The organism is Neorhizobium galegae bv. orientalis str. HAMBI 540, from assembly GCF_000731315.1.
In the GTDB taxonomy this organism is placed as follows: Bacteria; Pseudomonadota; Alphaproteobacteria; order Rhizobiales; family Rhizobiaceae; genus Neorhizobium; species Neorhizobium galegae.
Window position 1 is genome coordinate 4,103,014 of the sequence record NZ_HG938353.1, and the last position, 25,485, is coordinate 4,128,498.

General features: G+C 60.6%; 19 protein-coding genes. 10 read left to right on the top strand and 9 right to left on the bottom strand.

Annotation, left to right across the window (positions count from 1 at the left end):
- Positions 1-25: 25 nt before the first annotated feature.
- From RG540_RS19815 to RG540_RS19825, 3 genes are read right to left on the bottom strand one after another with little or no spacing between them, the layout of a single operon-like run.
- Entirely contained in the window at positions 26-3,469 is a 3,444-nt protein-coding gene (locus RG540_RS19815; protein WP_038591484.1) for an error-prone DNA polymerase, read from the bottom strand.
- Positions 3,466-4,887, bottom strand: a complete 1,422-nt coding sequence (locus RG540_RS19820) for a Y-family DNA polymerase (RefSeq protein WP_038591487.1) — start codon at positions 4,885-4,887, stop codon at positions 3,466-3,468. Before RG540_RS19820 ends, RG540_RS19815 begins: the two co-directional genes overlap by 4 nt.
- A 40-nt stretch (positions 4,888-4,927) precedes the next feature.
- Positions 4,928-5,866, bottom strand: a complete 939-nt coding sequence (locus tag RG540_RS19825; RefSeq protein WP_038591489.1) for an ImuA family protein — start codon at positions 5,864-5,866, stop codon at positions 4,928-4,930.
- Positions 5,867-6,038: 172 nt separating this feature from the next.
- Here RG540_RS19825 and RG540_RS19830 point away from each other — a divergent pair, with 172 nt between their 5' ends.
- Positions 6,039-6,476, top strand: a complete 438-nt coding sequence (locus tag RG540_RS19830; RefSeq protein ID WP_038547261.1) for a metallopeptidase family protein — start codon at positions 6,039-6,041, stop codon at positions 6,474-6,476.
- Positions 6,477-6,493: 17 nt separating this feature from the next.
- Here RG540_RS19830 and RG540_RS19835 read toward each other — a convergent pair whose 3' ends face one another.
- Together RG540_RS19835 and RG540_RS19840 are read right to left on the bottom strand one after the other, a co-directional pair.
- A complete protein-coding gene (locus tag RG540_RS19835; protein ID WP_007764402.1) occupies positions 6,494-6,700 on the bottom strand; it encodes a DUF1737 domain-containing protein in 207 nt (68 codons plus the stop codon).
- Complete coding sequence (locus RG540_RS19840) at positions 6,697-7,599, bottom strand: HpcH/HpaI aldolase/citrate lyase family protein (protein WP_038591492.1); 903 nt, start codon at positions 7,597-7,599, stop codon at positions 6,697-6,699. Before RG540_RS19840 ends, RG540_RS19835 begins: the two co-directional genes overlap by 4 nt.
- Before the next feature lie 107 nt (positions 7,600-7,706).
- On the opposite strand from RG540_RS19840, the gene RG540_RS19845 reads away from it, so the two are divergent.
- The 5 genes from RG540_RS19845 (at position 7,707) to lpxE (ending at position 11,252) form a co-directional block, all read left to right on the top strand.
- Complete coding sequence (locus RG540_RS19845; protein ID WP_038591495.1) at positions 7,707-7,934, top strand: hypothetical protein; 228 nt, start codon at positions 7,707-7,709, stop codon at positions 7,932-7,934.
- 137 nt (positions 7,935-8,071) lie between these two features.
- Positions 8,072-8,677, top strand: a complete 606-nt coding sequence (gene leuD, locus RG540_RS19850) for a 3-isopropylmalate dehydratase small subunit (protein ID WP_038591498.1) — start codon at positions 8,072-8,074, stop codon at positions 8,675-8,677.
- 16 nt (positions 8,678-8,693) lie between these two features.
- Positions 8,694-9,083 carry a RidA family protein gene (locus RG540_RS19855; protein WP_038591501.1) on the top strand — a complete coding sequence of 130 codons (390 nt, stop codon included), beginning with the start codon at positions 8,694-8,696 and terminating at the stop codon, positions 9,081-9,083.
- Between the two features lie 108 nt (positions 9,084-9,191).
- Entirely contained in the window at positions 9,192-10,301 is a 1,110-nt protein-coding gene (gene leuB / locus RG540_RS19860; protein ID WP_038591503.1) for a 3-isopropylmalate dehydrogenase, read from the top strand.
- Positions 10,302-10,436: 135 nt separating this feature from the next.
- Positions 10,437-11,252 carry a lipid A 1-phosphatase LpxE gene (lpxE, locus tag RG540_RS19865; protein WP_038594324.1) on the top strand — a complete coding sequence of 272 codons (816 nt, stop codon included), beginning with the start codon at positions 10,437-10,439 and terminating at the stop codon, positions 11,250-11,252.
- A gap of 74 nt (positions 11,253-11,326) precedes the next feature.
- Here the strand turns inward: lpxE and RG540_RS19870 are convergent, their stop codons facing one another.
- Positions 11,327-13,210 (bottom strand): MFS transporter, encoded by a 1,884-nt coding sequence (locus RG540_RS19870; protein ID WP_038591506.1) that lies wholly within the window; start codon positions 13,208-13,210, stop codon positions 11,327-11,329.
- A gap of 500 nt (positions 13,211-13,710) precedes the next feature.
- On the opposite strand from RG540_RS19870, the gene RG540_RS19875 reads away from it, so the two are divergent.
- Together RG540_RS19875 and RG540_RS19880 are read left to right on the top strand one after the other, a co-directional pair.
- Positions 13,711-14,745, top strand: coding sequence for an aspartate-semialdehyde dehydrogenase (locus RG540_RS19875; protein WP_038591509.1), 1,035 nt, complete (start codon positions 13,711-13,713; stop codon positions 14,743-14,745).
- Positions 14,746-14,948: 203 nt separating this feature from the next.
- Complete coding sequence (locus tag RG540_RS19880; RefSeq protein ID WP_038591512.1) at positions 14,949-15,761, top strand: lytic murein transglycosylase; 813 nt, start codon at positions 14,949-14,951, stop codon at positions 15,759-15,761.
- A 37-nt stretch (positions 15,762-15,798) separates the two neighbouring features.
- Here the strand turns inward: RG540_RS19880 and RG540_RS19885 are convergent, their stop codons facing one another.
- Both RG540_RS19885 and pdxY read right to left on the bottom strand, forming a co-directional pair.
- Positions 15,799-16,473, bottom strand: coding sequence for a carbonic anhydrase (locus RG540_RS19885; protein WP_038591515.1), 675 nt, complete (start codon positions 16,471-16,473; stop codon positions 15,799-15,801).
- Between the two features lie 70 nt (positions 16,474-16,543).
- Complete coding sequence (gene pdxY, locus RG540_RS19890) at positions 16,544-17,416, bottom strand: pyridoxal kinase PdxY (protein WP_038591519.1); 873 nt, start codon at positions 17,414-17,416, stop codon at positions 16,544-16,546.
- A gap of 174 nt (positions 17,417-17,590) precedes the next feature.
- Between pdxY and RG540_RS19895 the strand changes: the two genes are divergently transcribed.
- Together RG540_RS19895 and RG540_RS19900 are read left to right on the top strand one after the other, a co-directional pair.
- Positions 17,591-22,357, top strand: coding sequence for an NAD-glutamate dehydrogenase (locus RG540_RS19895; protein ID WP_038591522.1), 4,767 nt, complete (start codon positions 17,591-17,593; stop codon positions 22,355-22,357).
- Between the two features lie 34 nt (positions 22,358-22,391).
- Entirely contained in the window at positions 22,392-23,774 is a 1,383-nt protein-coding gene (locus RG540_RS19900) for an MFS transporter (RefSeq protein WP_038591525.1), read from the top strand.
- Positions 23,775-23,862: 88 nt separating this feature from the next.
- Here the strand turns inward: RG540_RS19900 and purH are convergent, their stop codons facing one another.
- Positions 23,863-25,479 (bottom strand): bifunctional phosphoribosylaminoimidazolecarboxamide formyltransferase/IMP cyclohydrolase, encoded by a 1,617-nt coding sequence (purH, locus tag RG540_RS19905; RefSeq protein WP_038591528.1) that lies wholly within the window; start codon positions 25,477-25,479, stop codon positions 23,863-23,865.
- Positions 25,480-25,485: the final 6 nt, after the last annotated feature.

A 25,485-nucleotide genomic window follows, 5' to 3' on the forward strand; every position in this document is an offset into this window, starting at 1 on the left:
TTCCTTTGTATCATTGCATCGGTAATTAGTGGAAATTGCGGCCTTTCGGCATGACGCTTCCTGGTCCTGCTCCGCAGGAATCGCCAGCTACCGCCTCCTTTGCACTTCCCCTGCGTGCCTCCTCCATTCCATTCGAACGCCTCTTCTGCCGGTGGTCTCCGCTCGATTGCAGCGCCTCGTCCGAACGGGCCGACACGCCGAACTGCCTCGCCTCTTTCTGCAGCAGACCCAGCATCGGGGTAATGTCCTCGATATGTTCGACCACGGTATGGATGACGCCGCTCTGGCTTTGCAGTCTCCCCCGGATCTTGACCAGCCGCGCGCCCATCACGACCGGCCGATAACGCTCGAAAATCTTCGACCAGACGATCGCATTGGCAACACCGGTCTCGTCTTCCAGCGTCATGAAGATAACGCCCTTGGCCGAGCCCGGTCGCTGCCGGACAAGAACGATCCCGCCGATCGTCACCCTCTGCCCGTTCGGGACCGTCAAAAGATCGACGCTGCGGGTAATCCCCATCGCCTTGAATTCTTCGCGCAGAAATGAAACCGGATGCGCTTTCAGCGAAAGCGAGAGATAGCGGTAATCCTCGATCACCTGTTCGCCGGGCAACATTTCCGGCAGCGCCGCTTTCGCCTCGGGCCGGAGATCCGCACGATCGGCCACATCGAACAAGGGCAGTTTCTCACTTGCCCTCCTGGCATCGAGCCCCCTGACGGCCCAGAGCGCTTCACGGCGGTTGAGTCTCACGGAGTTGAAGGCATCTGCATCCGCCAGCCGCTCGATATCCGACTTGTCGAGACCGGACCGCAGCCAGAGATCGTGGATCGACGTATAACCCTCTCCTCGGTTGGCAATGAACTTCTCGACCATGTCTTTTTCGGCAAGGCCTTTGACCTGTCGAAACCCAAGCCGCACGGCCCGCTCGGTCTTGATGACATCCCGCATGGATCTGTGACGCTTGTCGATCGCGGTTTTGTCGAAAACTGCCTCTTCCAAAGTGCAGTCCCACTCCGACCTGTTGACGTCCACGGGGAGAATCCTGACACCGTGCTCGCGTGCATCCCGTATGAGCTGGGCCGGCGCATAAAATCCCATCGGCTGGGAGTTCATCATCGCCGTGCAGAAGACGTCCGGATAATAGGTCTTGATCCAGGAAGAGGCGTAGACAAGCAAAGCGAATGACGCCGCATGACTTTCCGGAAAGCCGTATTCGGCAAAGCCCTGGATCTGGCTGAAGCAGCTTTCCGCAAATTCCTTGGAATAACGCTCGTTTTTCAACATACCTGCAACAAAATCGGTCTTAAATTCCTCCACTCTTCCCGATCGCTTGAACGTCGCCATCGATCGACGTAGTTTGTCCGCTTTTTCAGGAGAAAAACCGGCTGCAGTTATTGCAATCTGCATTGCCTGCTCTTGAAAGAGAGGTACGCCTAGCGTGCGTTCAAGAACCTTTTCCAATTCAGGACTGGGATATTCGATCGGCTGTTTGTTCCGTTGGGCTTCGCGCCGTTTTAGATACGGGTGGACCATGTTTCCTTGGATAGGGCCAGGTCTGACGATCGCCACTTCGACAACAAGGTCATAGAACTTTTCGGGTCTCAGCCTCGGCAGCATGCTCATCTGCGCCCGGCTCTCGATCTGGAAAACCCCGATCGTGTCCGCACGGCAGATCATGTCGTAAACAGCCTTCTCGGGCCGCTGCTGCAATCCGGCCAATGTCTCATTGACCTGATAATGCCGCTGCATCAGATCGAACGCTTTTTTGAGGCAGGTCAGCATGCCGAGCGCCAGCACGTCGATCTTCAGGAGCTTCAGGGTGTCGAGATCGTCCTTGTCCCATTCGATCATGTAACGGCCCGGCATGGCCGTTTTCATGATCGGCACGATTTCGTCAAGCCGGTCGCGCGTAATCAGGAAACCGCCGACATGCTGGGTGAGATGGCGCGGGAAACCCATAAGTTCCTGCGCATGCGAAAGAACCTGTTTTGTCACAAAGTCGGCAGTGTCGAGACCCGCGGCTTTTGCGTCTCTTTCCGACGTGCCTTCATCCGACCAACCCCACACCGTGCTCGAAAGTGCCGCCTGTACATCCTCGGAGAGCCCAAAAGCCTTGGCAACCTCACGGCCGGCCATTCGGGTCCGATAACTCGTAACCGCCGCCGTCAGGCCGGCATGGCGAAAGCCATAATGCTGATAAATGTACTGGATCACTTCCTCGCGCCGCGCATGTTCAAAATCGACATCGATATCCGGCGGTTCGTTTCGTTCGGTCGAAATGAACCGTTCAAAGAGCAGTGTCGTGGATGTCGGATCGACTTCGGTAATACCGAGACAATAACAGACGCTGGAATTGGCCGCTGAGCCACGCCCCTGGCAGAGGATCTTCAACTCATAGCGGGCATGCCAGACGATGTGGCGAACCGTCAGGAAATAAGGCTCGTATTGCATCTCCTTGATGAGATTGAGCTCATACCTGATCTGCTTGGAAACCTTCTCGGGGATCTTATCCGGATAACGCCACCTGGCGCCCTCCCAGGTAAGACGCTCCAAGGTTTCCGATACGGTTTCACCCGGAACGCTTTCGTCCGGGTAATTATGGCTTAGCTCATCAAGAGAGAAACGCAGGCGGCTGAAAAATCTTCGCGCGTTCGAAATCGCATCCGGATAAGCGTGAAAAAGCCGGGCCATTTCGGCGGCCTGCTTGATGTACCTCTCTCCGTTCGGGGCCAGACGAAAGCCAGCTTCCTGAACCGTCACATGTTCACGAATGGCGGTCACGACGTTTGAAAGCGATCGCCGTTCAGGAAGATGGAAAAGCGGCAGGTTCGTTGCAATCAACGGCAGACGGTTTTGGAAAGCCATCCGAGAAAATATCGCAAAGACAAGCCTGTCCCGTCCGTCATAGGTCGGCGACAGGGCGAAATAGATATTTTTGCCGAATTTTTCTCGATAGTCCTTCAGCTTTTTATTCAGGTCCACCAGATACCGGGCATCTTCAGCACGCGAAAAATCCGGAACGACGGCGAGCATCATTTCTTCCTTGCACCATTCGAGAAGATCCCATCCCTCAAGGATGCAGGAACCCTTCTCCGTCCTGAGGTTTCCACGGCTCAGAAGACGACAGAGATTCGCCCAGCCTTTCCGATTCAGAGGATAGGCCAGCACGTCCGGCGTATCGTCGGCGAAGACGAGCCGTGCCCCCGGATAAAAGGCGCAAGGTTCGATTGCCTCTTCTTCGTCTTCTTTCCTGCCTTCCTTCTTCTGACGCTCGTAGGTCTCCTTCATATTCCGGACCTGACTATGGGCGCGCACTACGCCGGCAACCGAATTCCGATCGGCAATCCCAAGCCCGGAGAGACCAAGCACACTCGCGGTAACAACCATTTCCTCCGGCCTTGCCGCGCCCTCCAGGAAGGAGAAGTTCGTCTTCGCGCCGATCTCGAAAAAAACGGGAGCGTCCGTCATGCGAAAATCCCATGCACGCGCCAGGTCGGCGCAGTTTTGCCGGCAACGTAATGACCGGCGCGGAAAATCCAGAAACGGCGGCCAGCTTCACTTTCAAGCCTGAAATAGTCGCGCTCCTCGACATCTTCCGCGTCATTCCACCATTCGGGCGAAATCCGCTCCGGCCCCTCCGCACGGATGACTTCATGGACGATGCGGCGCCAGCGGAAACGCTGGGGAGGGCCATCGGGCACCGTTGCCGCGAAGGCTTCCATCAGTTCCGGATGACGGAAGAGCCGCAAGGGGCGGTCGCTTCTCGGCGCGAAGGCAAAAATTTCCTCGGTTTTTTCCCGGACAATCCGCGAGGCAATCGCCGGCACGAACACTTCCGCGCGCTCCGGGACGTGGCTCTGCTTCGGTTCGGCGATCTGCAGACAGTCGGCCCCGAGCCGGGCCGAAACCCGATCGACAAAATCGGCAAGCGAGATTTCGCTATCGCCATTGCCGGTGAAATCACCCTGGGAAATCCTGAAGGCATCGTATTGCAACACGTTGAGGCGCAGGAGCTCGAAACCAAAGCCGGCATCGAGGTCATCGTGCACGGCGTTCAGGCGCTCCGAAAACAGCGAGGAGATCCGTTTCGGATCCTGCAACGGCTGCGAGGCACCGGCGGCGATGCGAAACACCCGGCCATCGACCCGGAAAAGCACCAGTTCGAAAACACGTCCCCCGACACCACGGGCTTCCAATTCCGATTTCAATGAAATGGCAATCTGGCCGGTCAGCTGCAAGATATGCTCTTCCGCCTGGATCGGTTCTGGAAGCCTCCGCTCGGCGGAAAGGGCCGCCACGGGCCGGCGAGGCGAGATGGCTTCCTCATTGTGACCGAGCGCCTGATCCAGCCGAAGCAATAGATGAATGCCGAAACGGCGAGCCAACGGCGCACGCGGCATCGGCAGAAGGTCGCCGATCCTTTTCAGTCCGAGCTTGTAGAGCGCCGCGATGGTGGCCTCATCGATACGCAAAGCGTTGACCGACAGAGGCGCCAGCACCGCCTCCGTCACCTGGTCGGCAATCACGCCGCCGCGGCCGAAGCGACAGGCGGCCCAGGACAGGCCCGGTGACGAGGAGATCGCCCCTTTGACATCGAATCCCATCTGCAAAAGTCGGCCAAGAATGTCCTTGAGCAGAGCCTCCTCGCCACCGAAGAGGTGGGTGCAGCCGGTTATGTCGAGAAACAGGCCTTCGCGGCCGTCCAGCGCCACCAGCGGGGTGTAACGATCGCACCAATCGGCAATCGCCTCGAGAAGGCCCTGGTCCGCCGCGCCATCCTCGTCCACCACGTCGATCTTCGGGAACATGGCGCGCGCTTCCGCCAACCCCTGCCCACGCTTCAGCCCGAGACGTTCGGAAACCTCGTCGAGCGCTGTGAGCCGCATGGCGTTTTCGCGCCGGCCGGCACAGAGGATCGGAGGATGTTCAGGACGCCCTTTCGAACGCCATGACAGTCCCCAGAGCCGGCGCGCGATCCTGTCGGTCGGCAGATGCGGGAAGACGAGCGCCAGGATGCGCTGGCGGGTTGTGGAAAGAGAAAGCCTCTCCTGCCTCTCGGCCGAGGGAAAATTGACGGTCATGGGGATTCCACTCCAGAAGTAGGGATAGCGGAGCCGGGATGCGGCTCTTCTCCAGGGTCAGCCTGAAAACGGGATGACCGATGCTGCCGCCAAGCTCGGATCCCTCCGGAAGATGCCGGCGAGCCGCCGGCGCCGGTTCGACAAGAAAGCGGAACGAGGCGCTGCTTGCCTCCTCCTCTCCCGCATGCCGCAACAGAAAGAGCGGCCGTCCCGCCGCCTTTGCCCTCAGACCCAGCCTGCGGCTTTCGGTGAGGCCGAAATGCCTGGGGTTGCCCCGGATTTCGAGAATGGTGGCGACAACAGCCCCGCTGGCCACCGCGGTCTCCGCAAGCCACAGGGCATCGTCCAGCTTGCGCGGCGAGGCGTAAAGAACATCCCGCAGGCTCAATCCGAACTGTTTGAGGCCGACGGAATAGGGAATTCCGGCCTCCTGTGTGGACACGACATCGCCGATCCACAGAACCGGCGCGTCGCTTGGTTGTCTCGCCTTGAGGTGAGAGGCCAGCGAGAGAGTAAAGCCGCTTGCTGCTCCGGCATCTCCCATCAGCAGCGAGCGGATTTCCGTGATGCCGTCGAGCGGCAGGCCACCTTCCAACGCGGTATCCATCGGCGGTATGCCGAATGGCAGACGAGGTTGATTATTCCTGGTTTTCTGGCCTTCCGGATCGGCGGCGGAGTCCGCCTGTTCCGCCGCGGCAAGTGCCGGGAGAGATTTCCCTTCCAATCTGGCGATCTGTTCGCGCAGGGCAAAAAGCGTCTCCTGCGCCGTGGCGTGCTCGGCCATGGCGTCAGCTCCATTCGTACATGTTCTCTTTATGTTCTTATGGATTCCAGAGCTGGCCGAAAGAGTCAACAGCCAAATCCTGGGAATCTTTTCCTCGGATCCTAGGCCGATGATTCTTCACTCGAAAAATATCGCGGGAGGTACTATATGGGCCTGATCAGAAGGAGAGCATATGGCCCGCATCGACCAGACCGACGATTGGCAGGATCGCCACGCACCGACGATCAGCACGTTCGAGTCGCTGGCAATCGAGGCCTATGGTCATTTACCGGAGGAATTCCGGGCTCTCACCGTCAACCTGACGATCGAGATCGAGGATTTTCCGGACGACGACGTTTTCGAGGATATGGCTCTCGAGACGCCTTTCGACCTGCTCGGCCTTTTCGAAGGCCGCGGCATTTCCGAGCGGTTCAACATGGAAACGGGTGAATTGCCGAACCGTATCCGGCTTTATCGCCGGCCGATCCTGGATTATTGGGCGGAAAACGAGGAAACCCTGGGCGATATCATCACCCATGTGCTGATCCACGAGATCGGCCACCATTTCGGCCTCAGCGACGACGACATGGAGCGTATCGAGGCCAGCGCCGACGAAGCTGCTCAGCGCTGATCCTCTCTGACTGGAGCTTATTGCTCTCCGAGCTTCATCTCGGGATCGTATTCCTTGCCATGAACGGTTTTGGTCACCGCCTGGCCGCACTGCATTTCGCCGGTCGTGGCGTTGAAGGCGTAGGTCGGCGAACCGGAAAGTTCCCAGCCCTTGTTCAGCGCCGCCGTCACCTTGTGGCAGAAGGAGGAATCGTCGGGACCGCTGAGGAAGCGATAAAGTTTCATGGCGTTTTCTTTCGTTCGGCGATGATGCGTGCCTTGGCGGTAAGCTTTTCAGCCTCCATCAGGTGCAGCCGCTCGACCATCTTGCCGTTGAGGTTGATGACATTGAGATGTTGCGCACCCGGTCCCGCGAAGGCGGCAATCACCGCTTCCGCCTCTTTCACGGCCTGGGGATCCGGCCCGAAATGCCGGTTGGCAGGTTCGATCTGGGCCGGATGGATCAGCATCTTGCCGGAAAAGCCCATGGCGCGTCCCTGGGCGCATTCCGCCTCAAAGGCTTCTGCATCCTTGAAGTCGTTGAAGACGCTGTCGATCACATCGATCCCATGGGCGCAGCCGGCAAGCACGATCTGCATCAGCCAGGGCACCAGATAGGCCCGGCCGGGCTGCGGCAGCACGCCGGTCTCCTTGCGCAGGTCGTTGAGGCCAACCACGAAACATTGGAGCCGCTCGTCGACAGGGGCAATCGCCGGCGCATTCAGGACGCCCTTCGGCGTTTCGATCATTGCCCAGATGGCAAGATCGTCCGGCGCTCCGGCCTCGGACAGGATATCCGCCACCGCCTGGACCTGCGACATGTGCTCGACCTTCGGGATCAGCACCACGTCGGGAGAGACCTCGGTCACCAGGTCCATATCCGCCTTGCCGAATTCGGTTTCGAGCGGGTTGATGCGGATGATCGTTTCCCTGCCCTGGAGCGGGTTTTCTTTAAACAGTCGGCGCAGGTTGTCGCGGGCTTCCGCCTTCTTTTCCGGCGCGACGGAATCTTCCAGATCGAAGATCGCCGCATCGCAATCGAGGCCATGCACCTTTTCCAATGCCCTCGCATTGCCGGCCGGCACGCTCAGAATCGAGCGGCGAAGGTGAATGGGGGCAAGTTTGATATCGGTCAAGGCAGTCATCGCCGCTTTGTGCCAATCTTTTTGGTCTGCGGCAATACTGCATGCCCAAAGCCCCTTGCAAGAAAGGGCGGAAGGCTCCACATTCCTTGATGAGAAAGGTATATACCATGCAAAACATTCGCGTATTCTTCGTCATCATATCGGCCATTGCCGTGCTCGCCATGGCAGCACTTCTGACGGCTTCGCTGACCGTCGCCTTTGCCGGCATTCTCGCGGTTCTGTCCATCGGGCGTGCGCTTTCGGCGCGGCTGAAGCCGGTTCCGGTACGGGCCAAGGCGAGCAAGCGCGAGATGCGCGTCTGGAACGACGGCCGCGGCACGATCATCGACCTTTGATCGCGCCGAAGCGGTAAAGAGACGAATGCGCCGGTTTCCGGCGCGTGGGCGTACCGGTTCACGCCAAACAGCCCTTCAAATCCGCGTCAATATGCTTTATGGCAGCTTCCGCAGATAAGTCCACGTGGAGGCAGATCATGGAAAAGTTCACCAAGCTCACCGGCGTTGCAGCGCCGCTTCCGGTCATCAATATCGACACGGACATGATCATTCCGAAGGATTACCTGAAGACCATCAAGCGTACCGGTCTTGGCAAGGGTCTCTTCTCGGAAGCCCGCTACAAGGACGACGGTTCTGAAAATCCCGATTTCGTGCTGAACAAGCCGGCCTATCGCAACGCCAAGATCCTGGTCGCTGGCGACAATTTCGGCTGCGGCTCCTCGCGCGAACACGCTCCCTGGGCGCTTCTCGACTTCGGCATCCGCTGCGTCATCTCGACGAGCTTCGCCGACATTTTCTACAATAACTGTTTCAAGAACGGCATCCTGCCGATCGTCGTTTCCCAGGAAGACCTGGACAAGCTGATGGACGATGCCGAGCGCGGCTCGAACGCCATCCTTTCGGTCGACCTCGAAGCCCAGGAAATCACCGGCCCGGATGGCGGCTCGATCCATTTCGACATCGATCCCGGTCGTCGCCATATCATGCTCGAAGGCCTCGACGACATTGCCTCGACAATGAAGAGCGATGCTGCGATCAGCACTTTCGAAAACAACAACCGAGCCGCTCGCCCCTGGCTCTGATTTCCGGAGCAACCTGATGGTCAAGCGGATTTCCTCCGGATCGCCCTTCGAAACGCGGATCGGCTATTCGCGCGCCGTGGTGGACCGCGACATCGTCTATGTCTCCGGCACCACCGGCTATGACTATGCCCGGATGGAAATGCCCGAGGATGCCGCGGCCCAGACGCGCAACACGCTCGGCACGATCGAGAAGGCGCTGAAGGAGGCCGGAAGCGGCCTTCAGGACGTCGTCCGGGTGCGCTACTACCTCACAGACATGGCTGATTACGATGCCATCGTTCAGGTTCTCGGCGAGACTTTCTCCGAGATCCGGCCTGCGGCGACCATGGTCGTTTGCGGCCTCACCACGCCGGAAATGAAGATCGAGATCGAAGTGACTGCCCGCATCGGCGCCGGCAGTCCTTAAACCTTTCCAGCCTCGTCCTTTGGCAGGCTCGGACGAGGTTTTGCCAGGCGCGGAGATCCCGCGCGGGACGACGCGAGCCTGCAAAACCCGCAAGGACACGAAAACGATATGGCAAAGAACCTCTTCCTCCTTCCCGGCGACGGCATCGGCCCCGAGGCCATGGGCGAAGTCCGCAAGATCATCGCTCATATGAACAGCGCCATGAAGGCCGATTTCGTCCTCGACGAAGGCCTGGTCGGCGGCTGCGCCTACGATGCCCATGGCGCCGCGATTTCCGAAGAGGATATGAGCAAGGCCATGAACGCGGATGCCGTGCTCTTCGGCGCCGTCGGCGGCCCGAAATGGGACCAGGTTCCCTATGAAGTCCGTCCGGAAGCCGGCCTGCTTCGCCTGCGCAAGGATATGGAACTGTTCGCCAACCTGCGTCCCGCCATCTGCTATCCGGCGCTTAGCTCCGCTTCCTCCTTGAAGCCGGAACTGGTCGAAGGCCTCGACATCCTGATCGTCCGAGAATTGACCGGCGGCGTCTATTTCGGCGAACCGAAGGAAATCATCGACCTCGGCAACGGCCAGAAGCGCGGCATCGATACCCAGGTCTACGATACCTATGAGATCGAACGCATCGCCGGCGTCGCCTTCGAGCTTGCCCGCACCCGCAAGAACGCTGTCTGCTCGATGGAAAAGCGCAACGTCATGAAGTCCGGCGTGCTCTGGAACCAGGTGGTCACCGAAACCCACAAGGCGAAATATTCAGACGTCAAGCTGGACCACATGCTGGCCGATGCCGGCGGCATGCAGCTGGTCCGCGCTCCAAAACAGTTCGACGTGATCGTCACCGACAACCTGTTCGGCGACATGCTCTCCGACGTCGCGGCGATGCTCACCGGCTCGCTCGGCATGCTGCCTTCCGCATCGCTCGGCGCACCCGACGCCAAGACCGGCAAGCGCAAGGCGCTTTACGAGCCGGTCCATGGTTCGGCGCCTGATATCGCCGGCACCGGCGTTGCCAACCCGATTGCGATGATCGCTTCGTTCGCCATGTGCCTTCGTTACTCCTTCAATATGGTCACGGAAGCCGACAACCTCGAAAAGGCGATCGCCAACGTGCTGGATCAGGGTATCCGCACCGGCGACATCATGGCCGAGGGCGCCCGCAAGGTCGGCACCGCCGAAATGGGCGATGCGATCCTCAAGGAATTCGTAAGCCTTTCCGCCTGATAACACCGATCGGTGCCTTTCCGCCTTGGGCGGAAAGGCACCTCCATATTTGGCGTTCGGCATCCTGCTACCCATATCGCGGAATCTATGGGAAAAAGCGGCGCGGGATCGGTCCAGCGCCACGGACAGAGGCCGATGAAACGGACAATCGAAAAACTGAAACATCGGCGGTATCGCCATCCATCCGGGCCGCCTTCGCCCCGATGGCTGCCTTATGCGCTGGTCACGATCAACCTGATCCTGATCGCCTTTTTCCTGCTCGATGCTCCGGTCGGCTCCTATGCCGCCCATACGCCCAACGTGCTTTTGCCGGTCGGCAAGGCGATCACCGATTTCGGCACGTCCGGCTGGATCCTTTTTGCGGCAGCGCTCCTCTTCTTCGAAGCGCTCGCCGTTATCCGGCTCGCACCGGGCCTGAAAGCCCGCTTTCAGGCGATGCTGGTCAGCCATGTCGCGGCTTATATCTTTGTGGCCGTTGCCGGTTCCGGCCTTCTCGTCAACCTGGTGAAGCGTATCATCGGACGCGCCCGGCCAGGGCTTTACGAGCAATGGGGTTTCCACGGCTTCAGCCCTTTTTCCGGCTCACGGTTCGAAAGCTTCCCTTCCGGCCACGCAACCACGGTGGGCGCGTTCCTGATGGCGTTGGCGCTGCTCGCTCCGCGCTACCGCCTGTTCTTTCTGATCATCAGCTTCTGGCTCGGTTTTTCGCGCGTCATCGTCGGAGCCCATTATCCGAGCGACGTCATTGCAGGCCTTTCCTTCGGCGCCTGGTTCTCGGTGATCATGGCAATCGTCTTTTCCCGTTACGGGCTGCTCTTCCGGCAGGAGCCAGACGGCTGGCCGGTTCTGCGCCGGGCAGTTCCCCTGCTGATACGTCCCGACTGGAAAAATACGCCCTTCCCGCCGCGCGGCATGCCGCCGAAGCGGGAGGCGGACGTAAAACAGCAATGATCCCCCATGAAAAAGCCCGGCGCAGTTGCCTGCGCCGGGCTTTTTCATTTTAGCGGGGTTGCTGACGCAAACCCTTATTCCGCGTGGATATCGCGATCCTTGGTTTCCGGCAGGAAGAGCAGCCCGATCACCAGAGTGATGACTGCGAAAACGATCGGATACCAGAGGCCATAGTAGATATCGCCGGCGGCCGCGCTCATCGCGAAGGCCGTTGCCGGCAGAAGGCCGCCGAACCAGCCGTTACCAATGTGGTAAGGCAGCGACATGCCAGTATACCGGATGCGGGTCGGGAAGAGTTCGACCAGCAGGGCCGCGATCGGGCCGTAGACCATCGTCACGTAGATCACCAGGACGAACAGGACGGCGATCGTGCCGATCCAGTTCACCCGGGCCGGATCGGCCGTCATCGTGAACGCACCGCCCTTGGCGATCGTATAGACCGGCATGTCGGTGACGCCCTTCGCTTCGTCTGCGGTGAGCAGCTTTTGGCTGACGAGGTCAGCCGCAGGAACGCTCGCTTTTTCGCCGCCGCGAACGGAAGCGGCATTGAGAGCGAGCTCCGGATTGGCGGCAATGAAGGCATCGAGCTTGGAATCCGCTACCTTGATCGCACCGCGTGTCAGCGGATAGCCGGCATCGTGAAGCGCGACGTTGATGCCCTTTTCAAAAGCCCTCTGCTTGGCCGCGGCATCGGCGCCGGCAGCAACCGAGTCAAAGCTGGTGACGCTCTTGCCGGCGATCTTCACCGTAGCCGGCTGACCGGTGGGACCTACGACAACTTCGTAAGGCACCGAGTTGCGGGTGAGGAACGACGTGGCGATATCGCAGGAGTTGGTGAACTTCGATGTACCGGTCGGGTTGAACTGGAATTTGCAGTCCGCGGGATCGGCCGTGACAGTCGCCTTGATCGTCGCCTGGGCTTCGGCAAGCGCCGGGTTCGCCATCGAGGTCATTGCCTTGAAGAGTGGGAAGTATGTGACCGCGGCAATCAGCAGGCCCGCCATGATGATCGGCTTGCGGCCGATCTTGTCGGAAAGACCACCGAAGATGACGAAGAACGGCGTGCCGAGGATCAGCGCGACGGCAACCATGATATTGGCAGACTGGAGATCCACCTTCAGCACGTTCTGCAGGAAGAACAGCGCGTAGAACTGACCACCGTACCAGACGACCGCCTGGCCCATCGTGGCTCCAAGAAGCGCGATGATGGCGATCTTGGCGTTGCGCCAAGTGCCGAAGGCTTCCGTCAGCGGAGCCTTGGAACCCTTGCCCTCCGCCTTCATCTTCTGGAACGCCGGGGATTCGTTCATCTTCAGGCGGATCCAGACGGAAACGCCAAGCAAGATGACCGAGACGAGGAATGGAATGCGCCAACCCCATGCCGCGAACGCGGTGGCACCCATGAGCCATTGGACGAGCACGATGACGATCAGCGACAGGAAAAGACCGAGCGTTGCAGTCGTCTGGATCCATGAGGTGAAATAGCCACGCCGCCCGTGCGGCGCATGTTCGGCCACGTAAGTCGCGGCACCGCCATACTCACCGCCGAGCGCGAGGCCCTGCAAGAGACGCAAGGCGATCAAGATGATCGGGGCGGCGATGCCGATCGTCGCGGCACCCGGCAAGACGCCAACCAGGAAGGTCGACATGCCCATGATCACGATCGTCATGAGGAAGGTGTATTTGCGGCCGACCAAGTCGCCCAACCGGCCGAACACAAGTGCGCCGAAGGGGCGGACCAGGAAGCCCGCAGCGAACGCGAGCAACGTGAAGATGTTACGCGTTGCTTCCGGATATTGGGTGAAAAAGGTCGCGCCGATATAGGTGGCGAGTGAACCATAGAGATAGAAATCGTACCATTCGAATACGGTGCCGAGCGAAGAAGCGAAGATGACTTTCTTCTCCTCCCGCGTCATCGGTCCGGCCTTCGCACCGACCCCCGTTGCGACATTTGCCATTATCGTCCTCCCTCAAGATAAAACTCGCATGCCGACTCCGGGCCCGTTCCTCCTGGGCTTGGGACCGGCGACGCATTGTCGCAGATTGACAGAATTCAAGGCTCAAGAAGAGGGATGCTTTGGGATTATGACTTTCGTCTAATATCGCGCCTGCCGTGCACCACGGATGCCGCGGCGCGGTATGAGGCGATGCAGCGCAGCATTCGGGTTAGCATCGCTTGACTCGTTCCAAAAATCTTCTAAACACCTTCGCGAACGGGAAGACACCCACATGCGCGCCTGCGAATTCGACATCGCTGCCTCCGCACTGCCGGCTATCCAAGCTGCGCAGCGGGTGTGTTTTTCCGCTTTCTTCAAAACCAAGGCCAAAACGACGACGAAAACCGTCTGACGTCTCTGGCCGCCGCTCTCTCCCCGGATGGCCGGGGACAAGGAATTCCGCGAATTCAACCGCGGCTTCCCCCTCACCGATCGAGGAGAGACAGAAAGAGAGCAAAAAAATGGGTTTCAAGATCGCAGTCGCCGGTGCAACCGGCAATGTCGGCAGGGAAATGCTGACGATCCTTTCCGAACGCGGTTTCCCGGTTGACGAGGTGGTGGCACTGGCGTCCTCCCGTAGCCAAGGCACGGAAGTTTCGTTCGGCGACCGGACGCTGAAGGTTTCCAACCTCGAAAACTACGATTTTTCCGATACCGACATCTGCCTGATGTCGGCCGGCGGCGAGATCTCCAAGAAGTGGTCGCCGAAGATCGGCGCACAGGGCTGCGTCGTCATCGATAACTCTTCCGCCTGGCGTTACGACCAGGACGTTCCGTTGATCGTCCCGGAAGTGAACCCGGATGCGATCTCCGGTTTTACCAAGCGCAACATCATCGCCAATCCGAACTGCTCGACCGCGCAGCTCGTCGTCGCCCTGAAGCCGCTGCACGACTTCGCCAAGATCAAGCGTGTCGTCGTCTCGACCTATCAGTCGGTTTCCGGCGCCGGCAAGGAAGGCATGGACGAACTCTTCACCCAGACCCGCGCCGTCTTCGTCGCGGATCCGGTCGAATCCAAGAAGTTCACCAAGCGCATCGCCTTCAACGTCATCCCGCATATCGATAGCTTCATGGAAGACGGATATACGAAGGAAGAATGGAAGGTTCTCGCCGAGACCAAGAAGATCCTCGATCCGAAGATCAGAGTGACCTGCACTGCCGTGCGCGTTCCGGTCTTCATCGGTCATTCGGAAGCGGTCAATATCGAATTCGAAAACGAGATTACCGCCGACCAGGCCCGCGACATTCTCCGCGAAGCACCGGGTTGCCTCGTCATCGACAAGCACGAGGATGGCGGCTACATCACGCCTTACGAATGCGCCGGTGAGGATGCCACCTACATTTCCCGTATCCGCGAGGATGCGACGGTGGAAAACGGCCTCAACATCTGGGTCGTTTCCGACAACCTGCGCAAGGGCGCAGCGCTCAACGCCATCCAGATCGCCGAGTTGCTTGTCAATCGCGGCCTGATCAAGCCGCGCAAGGTCGCTGCCTGAGAGATAATAAATTTATTAAGCATGTTCCGATAGAAACCCCGTCAGAAATGGCGGGGTTTTTCTTTCGAATCACCCATATCACGAACTATTCATGAACGGGTGAGTTGCGATTGTTTGCAACCGCCGCCATAAGGCCGAAACAAAACACATTATCCGGACGCTTCTGGCACAGCGATCCGGTTCTCGGGGACGGGTTTGACCGCATGAAGAAGATTTTGCTGGCAGGATTGATCGCAACCGGTTTTATGACCGCCACCCCGGCGCTTGCCGCGCTCCAATGCGGCAACGATTCATCCGGCTTCGCCCGCTGGGTCGAGGAATTCAAGCGGGTTGCGCCCTCGAACGGCGTCAATCCTTCGGTCGTCGAAAAGGCTTTTTCGAGCGTCTCCTACAATCGTCCGACCATCAGTGCCGACCGCGGCCAGAAAAGCTTCAAACTCTCGTTCGACGACTTCATGAAGAAGCGCGGCGGGGCTGCCATCATCTCCCGCGGCAAAGGCATGAAGTCCGGCAATGCCTCGCTGTTTGCGCAGATCGAGCGCCGCTTCGGCGTGCCGGCCGGCCCTATCATCGCTATCTGGGGCATGGAAACCGGCTTCGGCAGCTTTATGGGCGATCAGCATACGCTTTCCGCTGTCGCGACGCTCGCTTACGATTGCCGCCGCTCCGCCTATTTCACCGAGCAGCTCTATGCGGCGCTTGAGCTGGTCGGCCGAGGTGATCTGAGCGTCACCGCCCGTGGCGCTGCCCACGGCGAAATCGGCCAGACCCAGTTCCTGCCGCTGAACGTTGTCCGCTACGGAGCCGACGGCGACGGCGACGGCCATATCGACATGGTCCGTTCGCGTGCCGATGCGCTTGCCTCGACCGCCAACTTCCTCAAGGGACACGGCTGGAGAGCCGGTGCCGGTTACCAGCCGGGTCAGCCGAACTTCGTTGCTATCCAGGGCTGGAACGCCGCAACCGTCTATCAGCAGGCGATCGCCTATATGGGCGCGCAGATCGACGGCCAATAAGCCCGCCGGCCGTGAAGTTTCGCTTCACCTGAAAATTTCAGGCCGACGCTTGTTCGGCCTGGACGGGCAGTTCGGTAAGGTCGGGACGGACGAAGTCGCCCTTGCTGTCCATAATCCACAATTCGCCGCTCGAGATATCGAACCAGGCGCCGTGAACGCTGAGTTCGCCTTTCTCTCCGCGTTTCTTGACGAACGGGAACGTCTCCAGGTTGGCGATCGAATTGCGGATCGACACCCGTTCCAGCGCCGTCTGCCGCTCAGCCTGGGTCATGAACTCGTTGCTCTGGATCTGTTCGGCGGCCGGTTTGACCAGCGCCATCCAGCGGCCGATGAAATCGCCGGGAGAAAGCGGCGACATGCTCGGATCCAGCGCCGCCCGGATACCGCCGCAACGGCCGTGACCCATCACCACGATATTGTCGATCTCCAAAACCTCGACCGCATATTCCAACGCCGCCGAAGTGGCATGGAACTGGCCGTCCGGTTCAAAAGGCGGGACCATGTTGGCGACGTTGCGGACGACGAAGAGTTCGCCCGGACCGCAGTCGAAAATGGTTTCCGGCGCGGCACGGGAATCGCAACAGGCGATGAGAAGGGTGTGGGGGTTCTGCCCGGTCTCCGCCAACACGCGGTAGCGCTCGCGTTCATCGCTATAGCGCCCGCTCATGAAGTTGCGGTAGCCCGCCAGAAGTTTGGCTGGAAAGTCCGTCATGGAACAACGATTATAGCGCCGCCGAGCGAAGATCAACGGCCATTGTGCATCTGCGAACTTCCGATGCCGATTACCGCTTGGTGCGCTGCAACGGATGCATGAGCCGGCGCATCTGGACCATCGCCATGGGAGTGGAGAGGCTGGACGCGTCGGTCTCCAGTGTCAGCTCGTCGCCGCCGCGCTTGGCCGTGCGCGCCAAGACCTCGAAAACGCTCGCAGTAGCCAGCTGCAGCGCCTTCTCCTCGTCCATGCCGGCAAGGATTCGCCCCAGGAACAGGGCGCCCAACAGGTCCCCCAACCCGTTCGGCGGATTGTCGATCAGCCGGTGTTCGGCAAGCAGCGCATGTTTGCCGGTCAGATAGAGATTGCCGGTACCGCCCGCCATCATCGGCACGGCCGAAGTCACCAGGATGCGCGGCGGCCCGAGCGCGATTGCGGCATCCATGATATCGTTGTTGGTTTCAAGCGGCGCGCCGGAAAGCCAGGCGAGTTCGTAGCGGTTCGGGGTGGCGATCGTTGCCAGCGGAATGAGTTCGTCGCGGATCGCTTCTGCCGTCGGCTGCGGGATATAGAGACCGCCGAGATCGCCCATGACGGGATCGCAGACATAGAGAAGGTCCGGATTCTTCTCCTTGAGCGCCCGGACAAGCCGCGCCACCGAACGCGGCTGGGCGGCATTGCCGAAATAACCGGTCAGCACCGCCTTCACTTCTCCCAGCCATGGCGCGCGAATAAGATCGTCTATAGCCTTGTCGAAATCTGATTCGGGAAAGGTCAGCATTGTAGAAGGCCCATGACCGGGATGCCAGGGGAGGACGACGGTCGGCATTGCCCAGACGGGAAATCCAAGCGTCTCGAGCGCGAAGACGGCGGCACGATTGCCGACCGAGCCGCGCACGACATGGCTGGAGATGACGAGGACGGCACTGCGGGTATCCTGCATGAGACTGACTTCCGGCTACGATGGCCCTGTTGATCGTTTCTTCGTCGCCGCATGTCAACAAGGCTTCACGGAAGAATGAAACGTGTAGTGTCGCTTGACATGGATCAGCCACGTTGCCGCGTGATGACACAAAGCTAATTTATTCCGTCCGGGCACGGAAAAGGGGAGAGGGACATGGCCGTCAGGCAGAATCCGAAACGGGAAAAACAGATCGAAAGCGCACGCAAGATCGTTGCTGCGAGCAAGGGGCCGCATCTCGACCCGCTCATCCTGTTCGCCCGGGCCAGCACTGACGACCTCGAAAGCTATACGCCGGAAATGCTGGCGCTTTCCGCCAATCATGCAGCCGAGCGGCTGATGGCCTGGACCCGGATTCGGGCCGACATCACGGTCGAGCCGATCGCCGGCGTCGCGCCGGACGGAATTCCGGTTTCGGTGCTGACCGTCGTCGATCGCAACATGCCCTTCTTGTTCGACTCGGTCATGGGCGAGGTGACCGCGACCCACCGCGATCTTACCATGGCGGTCCATCCGATCCTGGTCGTCGAGCCCGGCAAGGACCCGGCGCTCCGCTCCAACGAACAGCCCAGCAACCCTGCTCATCACGTAAGCCTTATCCAGATCCATCTGTCGCCGCTCAACGAGGAACAGGCCGCTTCGCTGACCGAGCGCATCCGTTACATCCTCGACCAGGTGCATCTGTCGATCACCGACTGGGGCTCGATGCTGGAAGTCCTCGACGGCGCCGCCAAGCAGCTCAACAATTCGGCAAGTCGCCGCAAGGCCGATCGCGACGAGGCGCTCGCCTTCCTGGATTGGCTGCGCGACGACAACTTCACCTTCCTTGGCATGCGCGAATACGTCTATTCCGGCAAGGGCACGGAGGCCAAGGTCGAACGCGGCAAGGGCCGCGGTCTCGGCATTCTCTCCGATCCGGATGTGCTGGTGCTGCGCCAGGGCAAGGACGCGGTGACGACCACGCCGGAAATTCTGGAATTCCTCGACGGACCCGATTTCCTGATCATCACCAAAGCCAATGTGAAATCGGTGGTGCATCGCCGCGCCTATATGGATTATGTCGGCGTCAAGCGCTTCGACGAAAAGGGCGAAGTTGTCGGTGAACTTCGTGTCGTCGGCCTTTTCACGGCAACCGCCTATACCCACTCGGTCCGCGACATTCCTCTCCTGCGCGCCAAGACCGGCCGGGTCGAGGAGCAGTTCGGCTTCGACCCCGACAGCCATTCCGGCCGCATGCTGGAAAACACGCTCGAATCCTATCCTCGCGACGACCTCTTCCAGATCGATGTCGATCTGCTGGCCCGCTTCTGCGAGCAGATCATGGAACTGAACGAGCGTCCGCGCGTCCGGGTCCTGCCGCGCATCGACCATTTCGACCGTTTCGTCTCGGTGATCGTCTACGTGCCTCGCGAGGACTACAATTCCCTGGTCCGCGAGAAGGTCGGCGATTACCTGACCAAGGTCTATGACGGCCACGTCTCCGCCTATTATCCGGCTTTCCCGGAGGGTGGCGTTGCCCGCGTCCACATGATCATCGGCCGGCGCGGCGGCAAGACCCCGAGGATCGCGCAAGGCAAGCTCGAGGAAGCGATCCGGCTCATTGCTACCCCCTGGGAGGACCGCTTCGCAGCACTTGCGGAGGAGGGGCCGCGGCTCTCCGTCACCCAGGCCTTCCAGGAAGCCTTCTCGCCCGAGGAAACCTTCGCCGACCTGCCCGACATCGCCGCTTGCGCCGCCGGCGAGACGATCCGCATCGCCTTCTATCGCCGCCCCGGCGACGCCGCCAACACCGTGTCGCTGAAGATCTTCCACAAGGACCGGCATCTGTCGCTTTCCCGCCGGGTGCCGCTTCTCGAAAATCTCGGTTTCCACGCCGTCAGCGAGCAGACGTTCGAAATCCAGGTGGGGCCGGAAAACGACCGCAGCCAAGTCGTCCTCCACGACATGGAGCTGCAGCTCGGCGACGGGCGTGAGGTCGACCTGTCCCGCGAAGGCCTGTTGCTGGAAGAGGCCTTCCTCTCCGCCTTCGAAGGCCTGATCGATAATGACGGCTTCAACCGGCTTGTTCTGCTGGCCGGCCTGTCGGCTCGCGAAGTCACGGTGCTGCGCGCATACTCGCGTTATCTGCGCCAGACCGGCATCGTTTATTCGCAGGCCTATATCGGCGATACGCTGGTGAAATATCCGGCCATTTCCGCTGGCATCTTCCGGCTCTTCCGCGACGGCTTCGATCCGAAGATTGCCGAAAAGGCCCGCATCAAGAAACTCACCGACCACCACGCCGAGATCGAGGAAGCGCTCGGCAACGTGCCCAACCTCGACGAGGACCGCACGCTTCGTCGTTTCGTCAATGCGGTCGATGCCACGCTCAGGACCAACTACTTCCAGCGCGACGCCAATGGCGCTCCGTACCGGATGTTCGCCTTCAAGCTCGATCCGAAGCTGCTGGACGGCCTGCCGGAACCCCGGCCCTTCCGTGAAATCTTCGTCTACGGCACCGAGGTCGAAGGCGTGCATCTGCGCTTCGGCAAGGTCGCCCGCGGCGGGCTGCGCTGGTCGGACCGCGGCGAGGATTACCGCACCGAAATCCTCGGCCTCGTGAAGGCACAGCAGGTCAAGAATGCCGTCATCGTGCCGGTCGGCGCCAAAGGCGGCTTCTTCCCGAAGATGCTGCCCCCGGCAAGCGCGCGTGACGCGTTCTTCAATGCCGGCCGAGAAGCCTACAAGACCTTCATCCGCACCCTTTTGTCGATCACCGACAATATCGTCGGCGCCGACATCGTCGGACCGCCGGATACAATCCGCCTCGATGGCGACGACCCCTATTTCGTGGTTGCCGCCGACAAGGGTACGGCGACCTTCTCCGATACCGCCAACGGCCTGGCGCAGGAAGCCGGCTTTTGGCTGGACGATGCCTTCGCCTCCGGCGGTTCGGTCGGTTACGACCACAAGAAGATGGGCATCACCGCTCGCGGCGCCTGGGAAGCCGTGAAACGGCATTTCCGCGAGAAAGATATCGACATCCAGACGACGCCGTTCACGGTCGCCGGGGTCGGCGACATGTCCGGCGACGTCTTCGGCAACGGCATGCTGCTGTCGCGCAAGATCCGGCTCATCGCCGCCTTCGACCACCGTGATATCGTTATCGATCCAGATCCGGATATCGAAAAGTCCTTCACCGAGCGCGAACGCATGTTCGCCCTGCCCCGCTCGAGCTGGCAGGATTACGACAAGTCGGTCCTTTCCGAAGGCGCAATGATCATTTCCCGCTCGGAGAAGTCGGTAAAGCTCACCAAGCAGGCAGCCGCCGCGATCGGCATCGACAAGACGACCGCAACGCCTTTCGAGATCATGACCGCGATCCTGAAAAGCCCCGTCGACCTTCTCTGGTTCGGCGGCATCGGCACCTATGTCAAGGCGGCCTCCGAGACCGATACGGAAGTCGGCGATCGCGCCAACGACCCGATCCGCATCACCGCGGCCGAAGTGCGCGCCAGCGTCATCGGCGAAGGTGCCAATCTCGGCATGACCCAGAAGGGCCGTATCGCCTATTCCCTGAATGGCGGGCGCTGCAATTCGGATGCGATCGACAATTCCGCCGGCGTCAACTGCTCCGACGTCGAGGTCAACATCAAGATCGCTCTCAATTCGGCCATGCAGGATGGGCGGCTTGCCCGTGACAAGCGCGACCAGCTTCTCGCCTCGATGACCGAGGAAGTCGGCCATCTCGTGCTGCGCAACAACTACCTGCAGCCGTTGTCAATCTCTCTGACCGAACGCAAGGGCGCCGGCAACCGGGAGGAACTGTCGCGGCTGATGTCGGTGCTGGAATCGCAAGGCCAGCTCAACCGCAAGGTCGAAACCCTGCCCGACGACGCGGAGCTTGCCGAGCGTTATGCCTCCGGCAGGCCGCTGAGCCGGCCAGAAATCGGCGTATTGGTCTCCTATTCGAAGATCGTCCTGTTCGACGCCCTGATCGAGAGCAGCCTGCCGGACGACCCCTATTTCTCGGCTGTCCTGAAAGCCTATTTCCCGGCCAAGATGCAGAAGGCTTATGCCGCGGACATCCAGTCTCACCGCCTGCACCGCGAAATCGTCGCCACCGCGCTCGCCAACGAGGCGATCAACCGCGGCGGCCCGGGTTTCATACAGCAGATGAGCGACATGACCGGCGCTACGGCGGCAAATGTCGTCAAGGCCGCCTTCCTTGCCCGCGACGGCTTCGAACTTCCCAAGCTCTGGGCCGAGATCGATGCGCTGGATGGAAAAATCCCCGGCCAGCTGCAAAACGATCTCTACGCCCGCACCACCGAGACCTTCGCGGAAGCGACCCGCCTCATCCTGCAGACGCAGGTCGGAAGCGGCGACATGGACGGTGCTATGAGCCGGCTCAGGGCCGCGATCAAGGGGCTGCGCTCGTCGCTCGCGGGCGAAGATTTCGTGGAAACCGCAGCCCGCGCCGCAGAACTTGAAGCGCAGGGCATACCGGCATCGCTTGCCCGTGAAATCCTGTTGCTGTCGACGCTGGTCCTGGTGCCGGAGATCATGCTGATCGCCGACCGCACCGGCGAGACCATGGCGCGCGCCACCGAGAGCTATTTCACTGTTACCGAAACCTTCCGCATCAACCGGCTGATCGGCGCAGGTGAACGCATCAGCACCTCGGAACACTATGAGAGCCTGGCGCTCTCCCGTAGCCTGCAGCAGCTTGCCTCGGCGCGCCGCGACATCGTCATCGCCGCGATGACTGCCCATCCGAAGGAGAAGAAGCCGCTGGAAGCTTGGGTCGGCGGCGATCGGGTGCGAGTGAACCGTATCGGCGCCGAACTGGTGACCTTGAGCGAAAGCGGCGAACTGACGCTTCCGAAGATCACCGTCGCGGCCGGTCTCCTCAGCGATCTTGCGCATGGTCGAGCGATGTAAGACAACGGACCGAACTGGCTGATCCGGGGGAAAAATGGCCGTTACTGATGTGGACGAAGCGCCGGTGAAAACCAGCCGGCGCGGCATCTGGGGCTGGATGTTCTTCGATTGGGCGGCTCAGCCGTTTTTTACCGTCGTCACCACCTTCATCTTCGGTCCCTATTTCGTCGCACGGCTGACCGAGGATCCGGTTTCCGCACAGGCGGCCTGGAGCAATATGGCGACGATCTCGTCGCTGGTGATCGCCGTCTTCTCCCCGATCCTCGGCTCGATCGCCGATCAGGCCGGCCCGCGAAAACCCTGGATCGCCTTTTTTGCGGTGATCAAGATCGCCTGCGTTTCGGCTCTCTGGTTCGCGGCACCCGGCTCGCCGATCATCTGGCCGATGATCTTCATGATCTTCGCGTCGATCGCCGCGGAATTTTCGACAGTCTTCAATGATTCGATGATGCCGCGGCTGGTCTCCAAGGACGATGTCGGTCGCATTTCCAACGTCGCCTGGGGGCTCGGTTATCTCGGCGGCATGATCGTGCTGATCGCCGTCGTGGCACTGCTCGCCGCCAATCCCGAAAGCGGCAAAACCCTGATCGGTATTCCCCCGCTCTTCGGCCTAGACCCGCATCTCGGCGAAGACGCGCGCATCACCGGACCGATCTCGGCCTTCTGGTATTTCCTCTTTATCCTGCCGATGTTCTTTTTCACGCCCGACGCCAAGAAAGGTCTGCCGCTCGCCGCGGCGGTTCGCTCCGGCATAAGGGAGCTTGGCGGCACGCTGCGGGACCTGAGGCAGCGCACCGGCATCACGAAATTCCTGGTCGCCCGCATGCTCTATCAGGACGGCGTCAACGGCCTGCTGATTCTCGGCGGCACGTTCGCAGCCGGCATGTTCGGCTGGGCGACGATCGAGATCGGCATCTACGGCATCATCCTGAACGTCGTGGCGATCTTCGGCTGCATCGTCGCCGGCTGGCTCGACCGCCTGCTCGGCTCGAAAGTGGTCGTGATCATCAGCCTGGTGCTGCTGGTCATCGCGACCCTCGGCATCATTTCCACCGGCCCCGGCTTCGTGTTCTTCGGCCTTATGCCTCTTTCGGCAGAAGATAGCGGCGGCCTGTTCGGCACCGCTGCGGAAAAGGCCTATATCCTGTTCGGATTGCTGATCGGCATCGCCTTCGGGCCGGTCCAGGCTTCGTCCAGATCGTATCTCGCCCGCAGCGTCAGCCTCTCGGAGACCGGCCGCTATTTCGGCATCTACGCGCTGTCCGGCCGGGCGACCAGCTTCCTCGCCACGCTGTTCTTCTCACTCATGACCTATGCCAGCGGCTCAGCCCGGCTCGGCATGGCAACGCTGCTGATCTTCCTCGTGGCGGGGTTGCTGTTGCTGTTTGCGACACCGTATCCGGCGAACAGGAAGTAGAGACGGATAGTGATCCGGCTGCGGCGTGGATCCTCGGGTCGAGCCCGAGGATCCACGCCACACGCTCAGAGCATAACATCCAGCAAAATCAATGCCGGAAATGCCGCATTCCGGTGAACACCATCGCCACACCATGCTCGTCGGCAGCGGCGATCACCTCGTCGTCGCGCATCGAGCCGCCCGGCTGGATGACGGCGGTGGCGCCGGCAGCAATGGCGGAAAGTAGGCCGTCCGCAAACGGGAAGAACGCTTCCGAGGCAACGGCGGAACCCTTGGTCATCGGCTCGGCCCAACCCATGGCCTTGGCCGCTTCTTCCGCCTTGATGCCGGCGATGCGGGCGGAATCGATGCGGCTCATCTGGCCAGCACCGATGCCGGCCGTCTGGCCGTTCTTGGCGTAGACGACCGCATTCGACTTCACGTGCTTGGCGACCTTGAAGGCGAATTTCATGTCTTCGAGTTCGGTCGGCGTCGGCGCGCGCTTGGTGACGACGCGCAGGTCGATATCCTCGACCATGCCGTTGTCGCGGGTCTGGACCAGCAGGCCGCCTGAAACGGTCTTCGCGGTCAGCCCGCGCGAGCGCGGATCCGGCAGGCCGCCGGTCACCAGCAGGCGCAGGTTCTTCTTGGCGGCGATGATCGCCTGCGCTTCGTCGGAAACCTCCGGCGCGATGATCACTTCCGTGAACAGCTTGACGATCTCTTCGGCCGTCTCTGCATCCAGAAGCTGGTTGACCGCGATGATGCCGCCAAAGGCTGAGGTCGAATCGCAGGCGAGCGCCCGCAGATAAGCATCCTTGAGGCTCGGACCCGTTGCCACACCGCAGGGGTTGGCGTGCTTGATGATCGCGCAGGCCGGCGCCTTTTCCGGCGAGAATTCGGCGATCAGCTCGAAGGCGCCGTCGGTGTCGTTGATATTGTTGTAGGAAAGCTGCTTGCCCTGAAGCAGTTTTGCGGTCGCCACGCCCGGGCGGTTTTCACCGGTCACATAGAAGCCGGCGCTCTGGTGCGGGTTCTCGCCATAACGCATCTCTTCCTTCAGCACGCCGCCGATTGTGCGGTAGCGCGGGATCTCGATGTCGAGCGCTTCCGCAAACCAGTTCGAGATCGCCGTGTCATAGGCCGCCGTGCGGGCATAGGCCTTGGCGGCGAGCTTCTGGCGGAAGGCATAGACCGTCTGCCCGTCATTCGAACGCAGTGCCTCGATGAGGGCAGGATAATCGGAAGGATCGGTGACGGTGGTCACGTAGGCATGGTTCTTGGCGGATGCGCGGATCATCGCCGGACCGCCGATATCGATATTTTCGACCGTCGTCGGGTAGTCGCCGCCAGCGGCGCGCACTTCCTCGAACGGGTAGAGGTTGATGACGGCAAGATCGATGCCCTCGATGCCGTGTTCCTTCATCGCCGCGACGTGTTCCGCATCGTCGCGGATCGCCAGCAGGCCACCATGTACCGTCGGATGCAGCGTCTTCACCCGCCCGTCCATGATTTCCGGAAAACCCGTGACTTCGGATACGTCGGTAACAGCGAGACCGGCGGCAGCGATCGCCTTGTGCGTACCGCCCGTCGACAGCAACTTCACGCCCTGCTCGATGAGCGCCTGGGCAAGCTCGGTGATACCGGTCTTGTCGGAGACCGAGAGCAGTGCGGTGCGGATCCTGATGCGATCGGGAGCGGGGATTTTCTTGGAAACGACGGCCATCGGTCT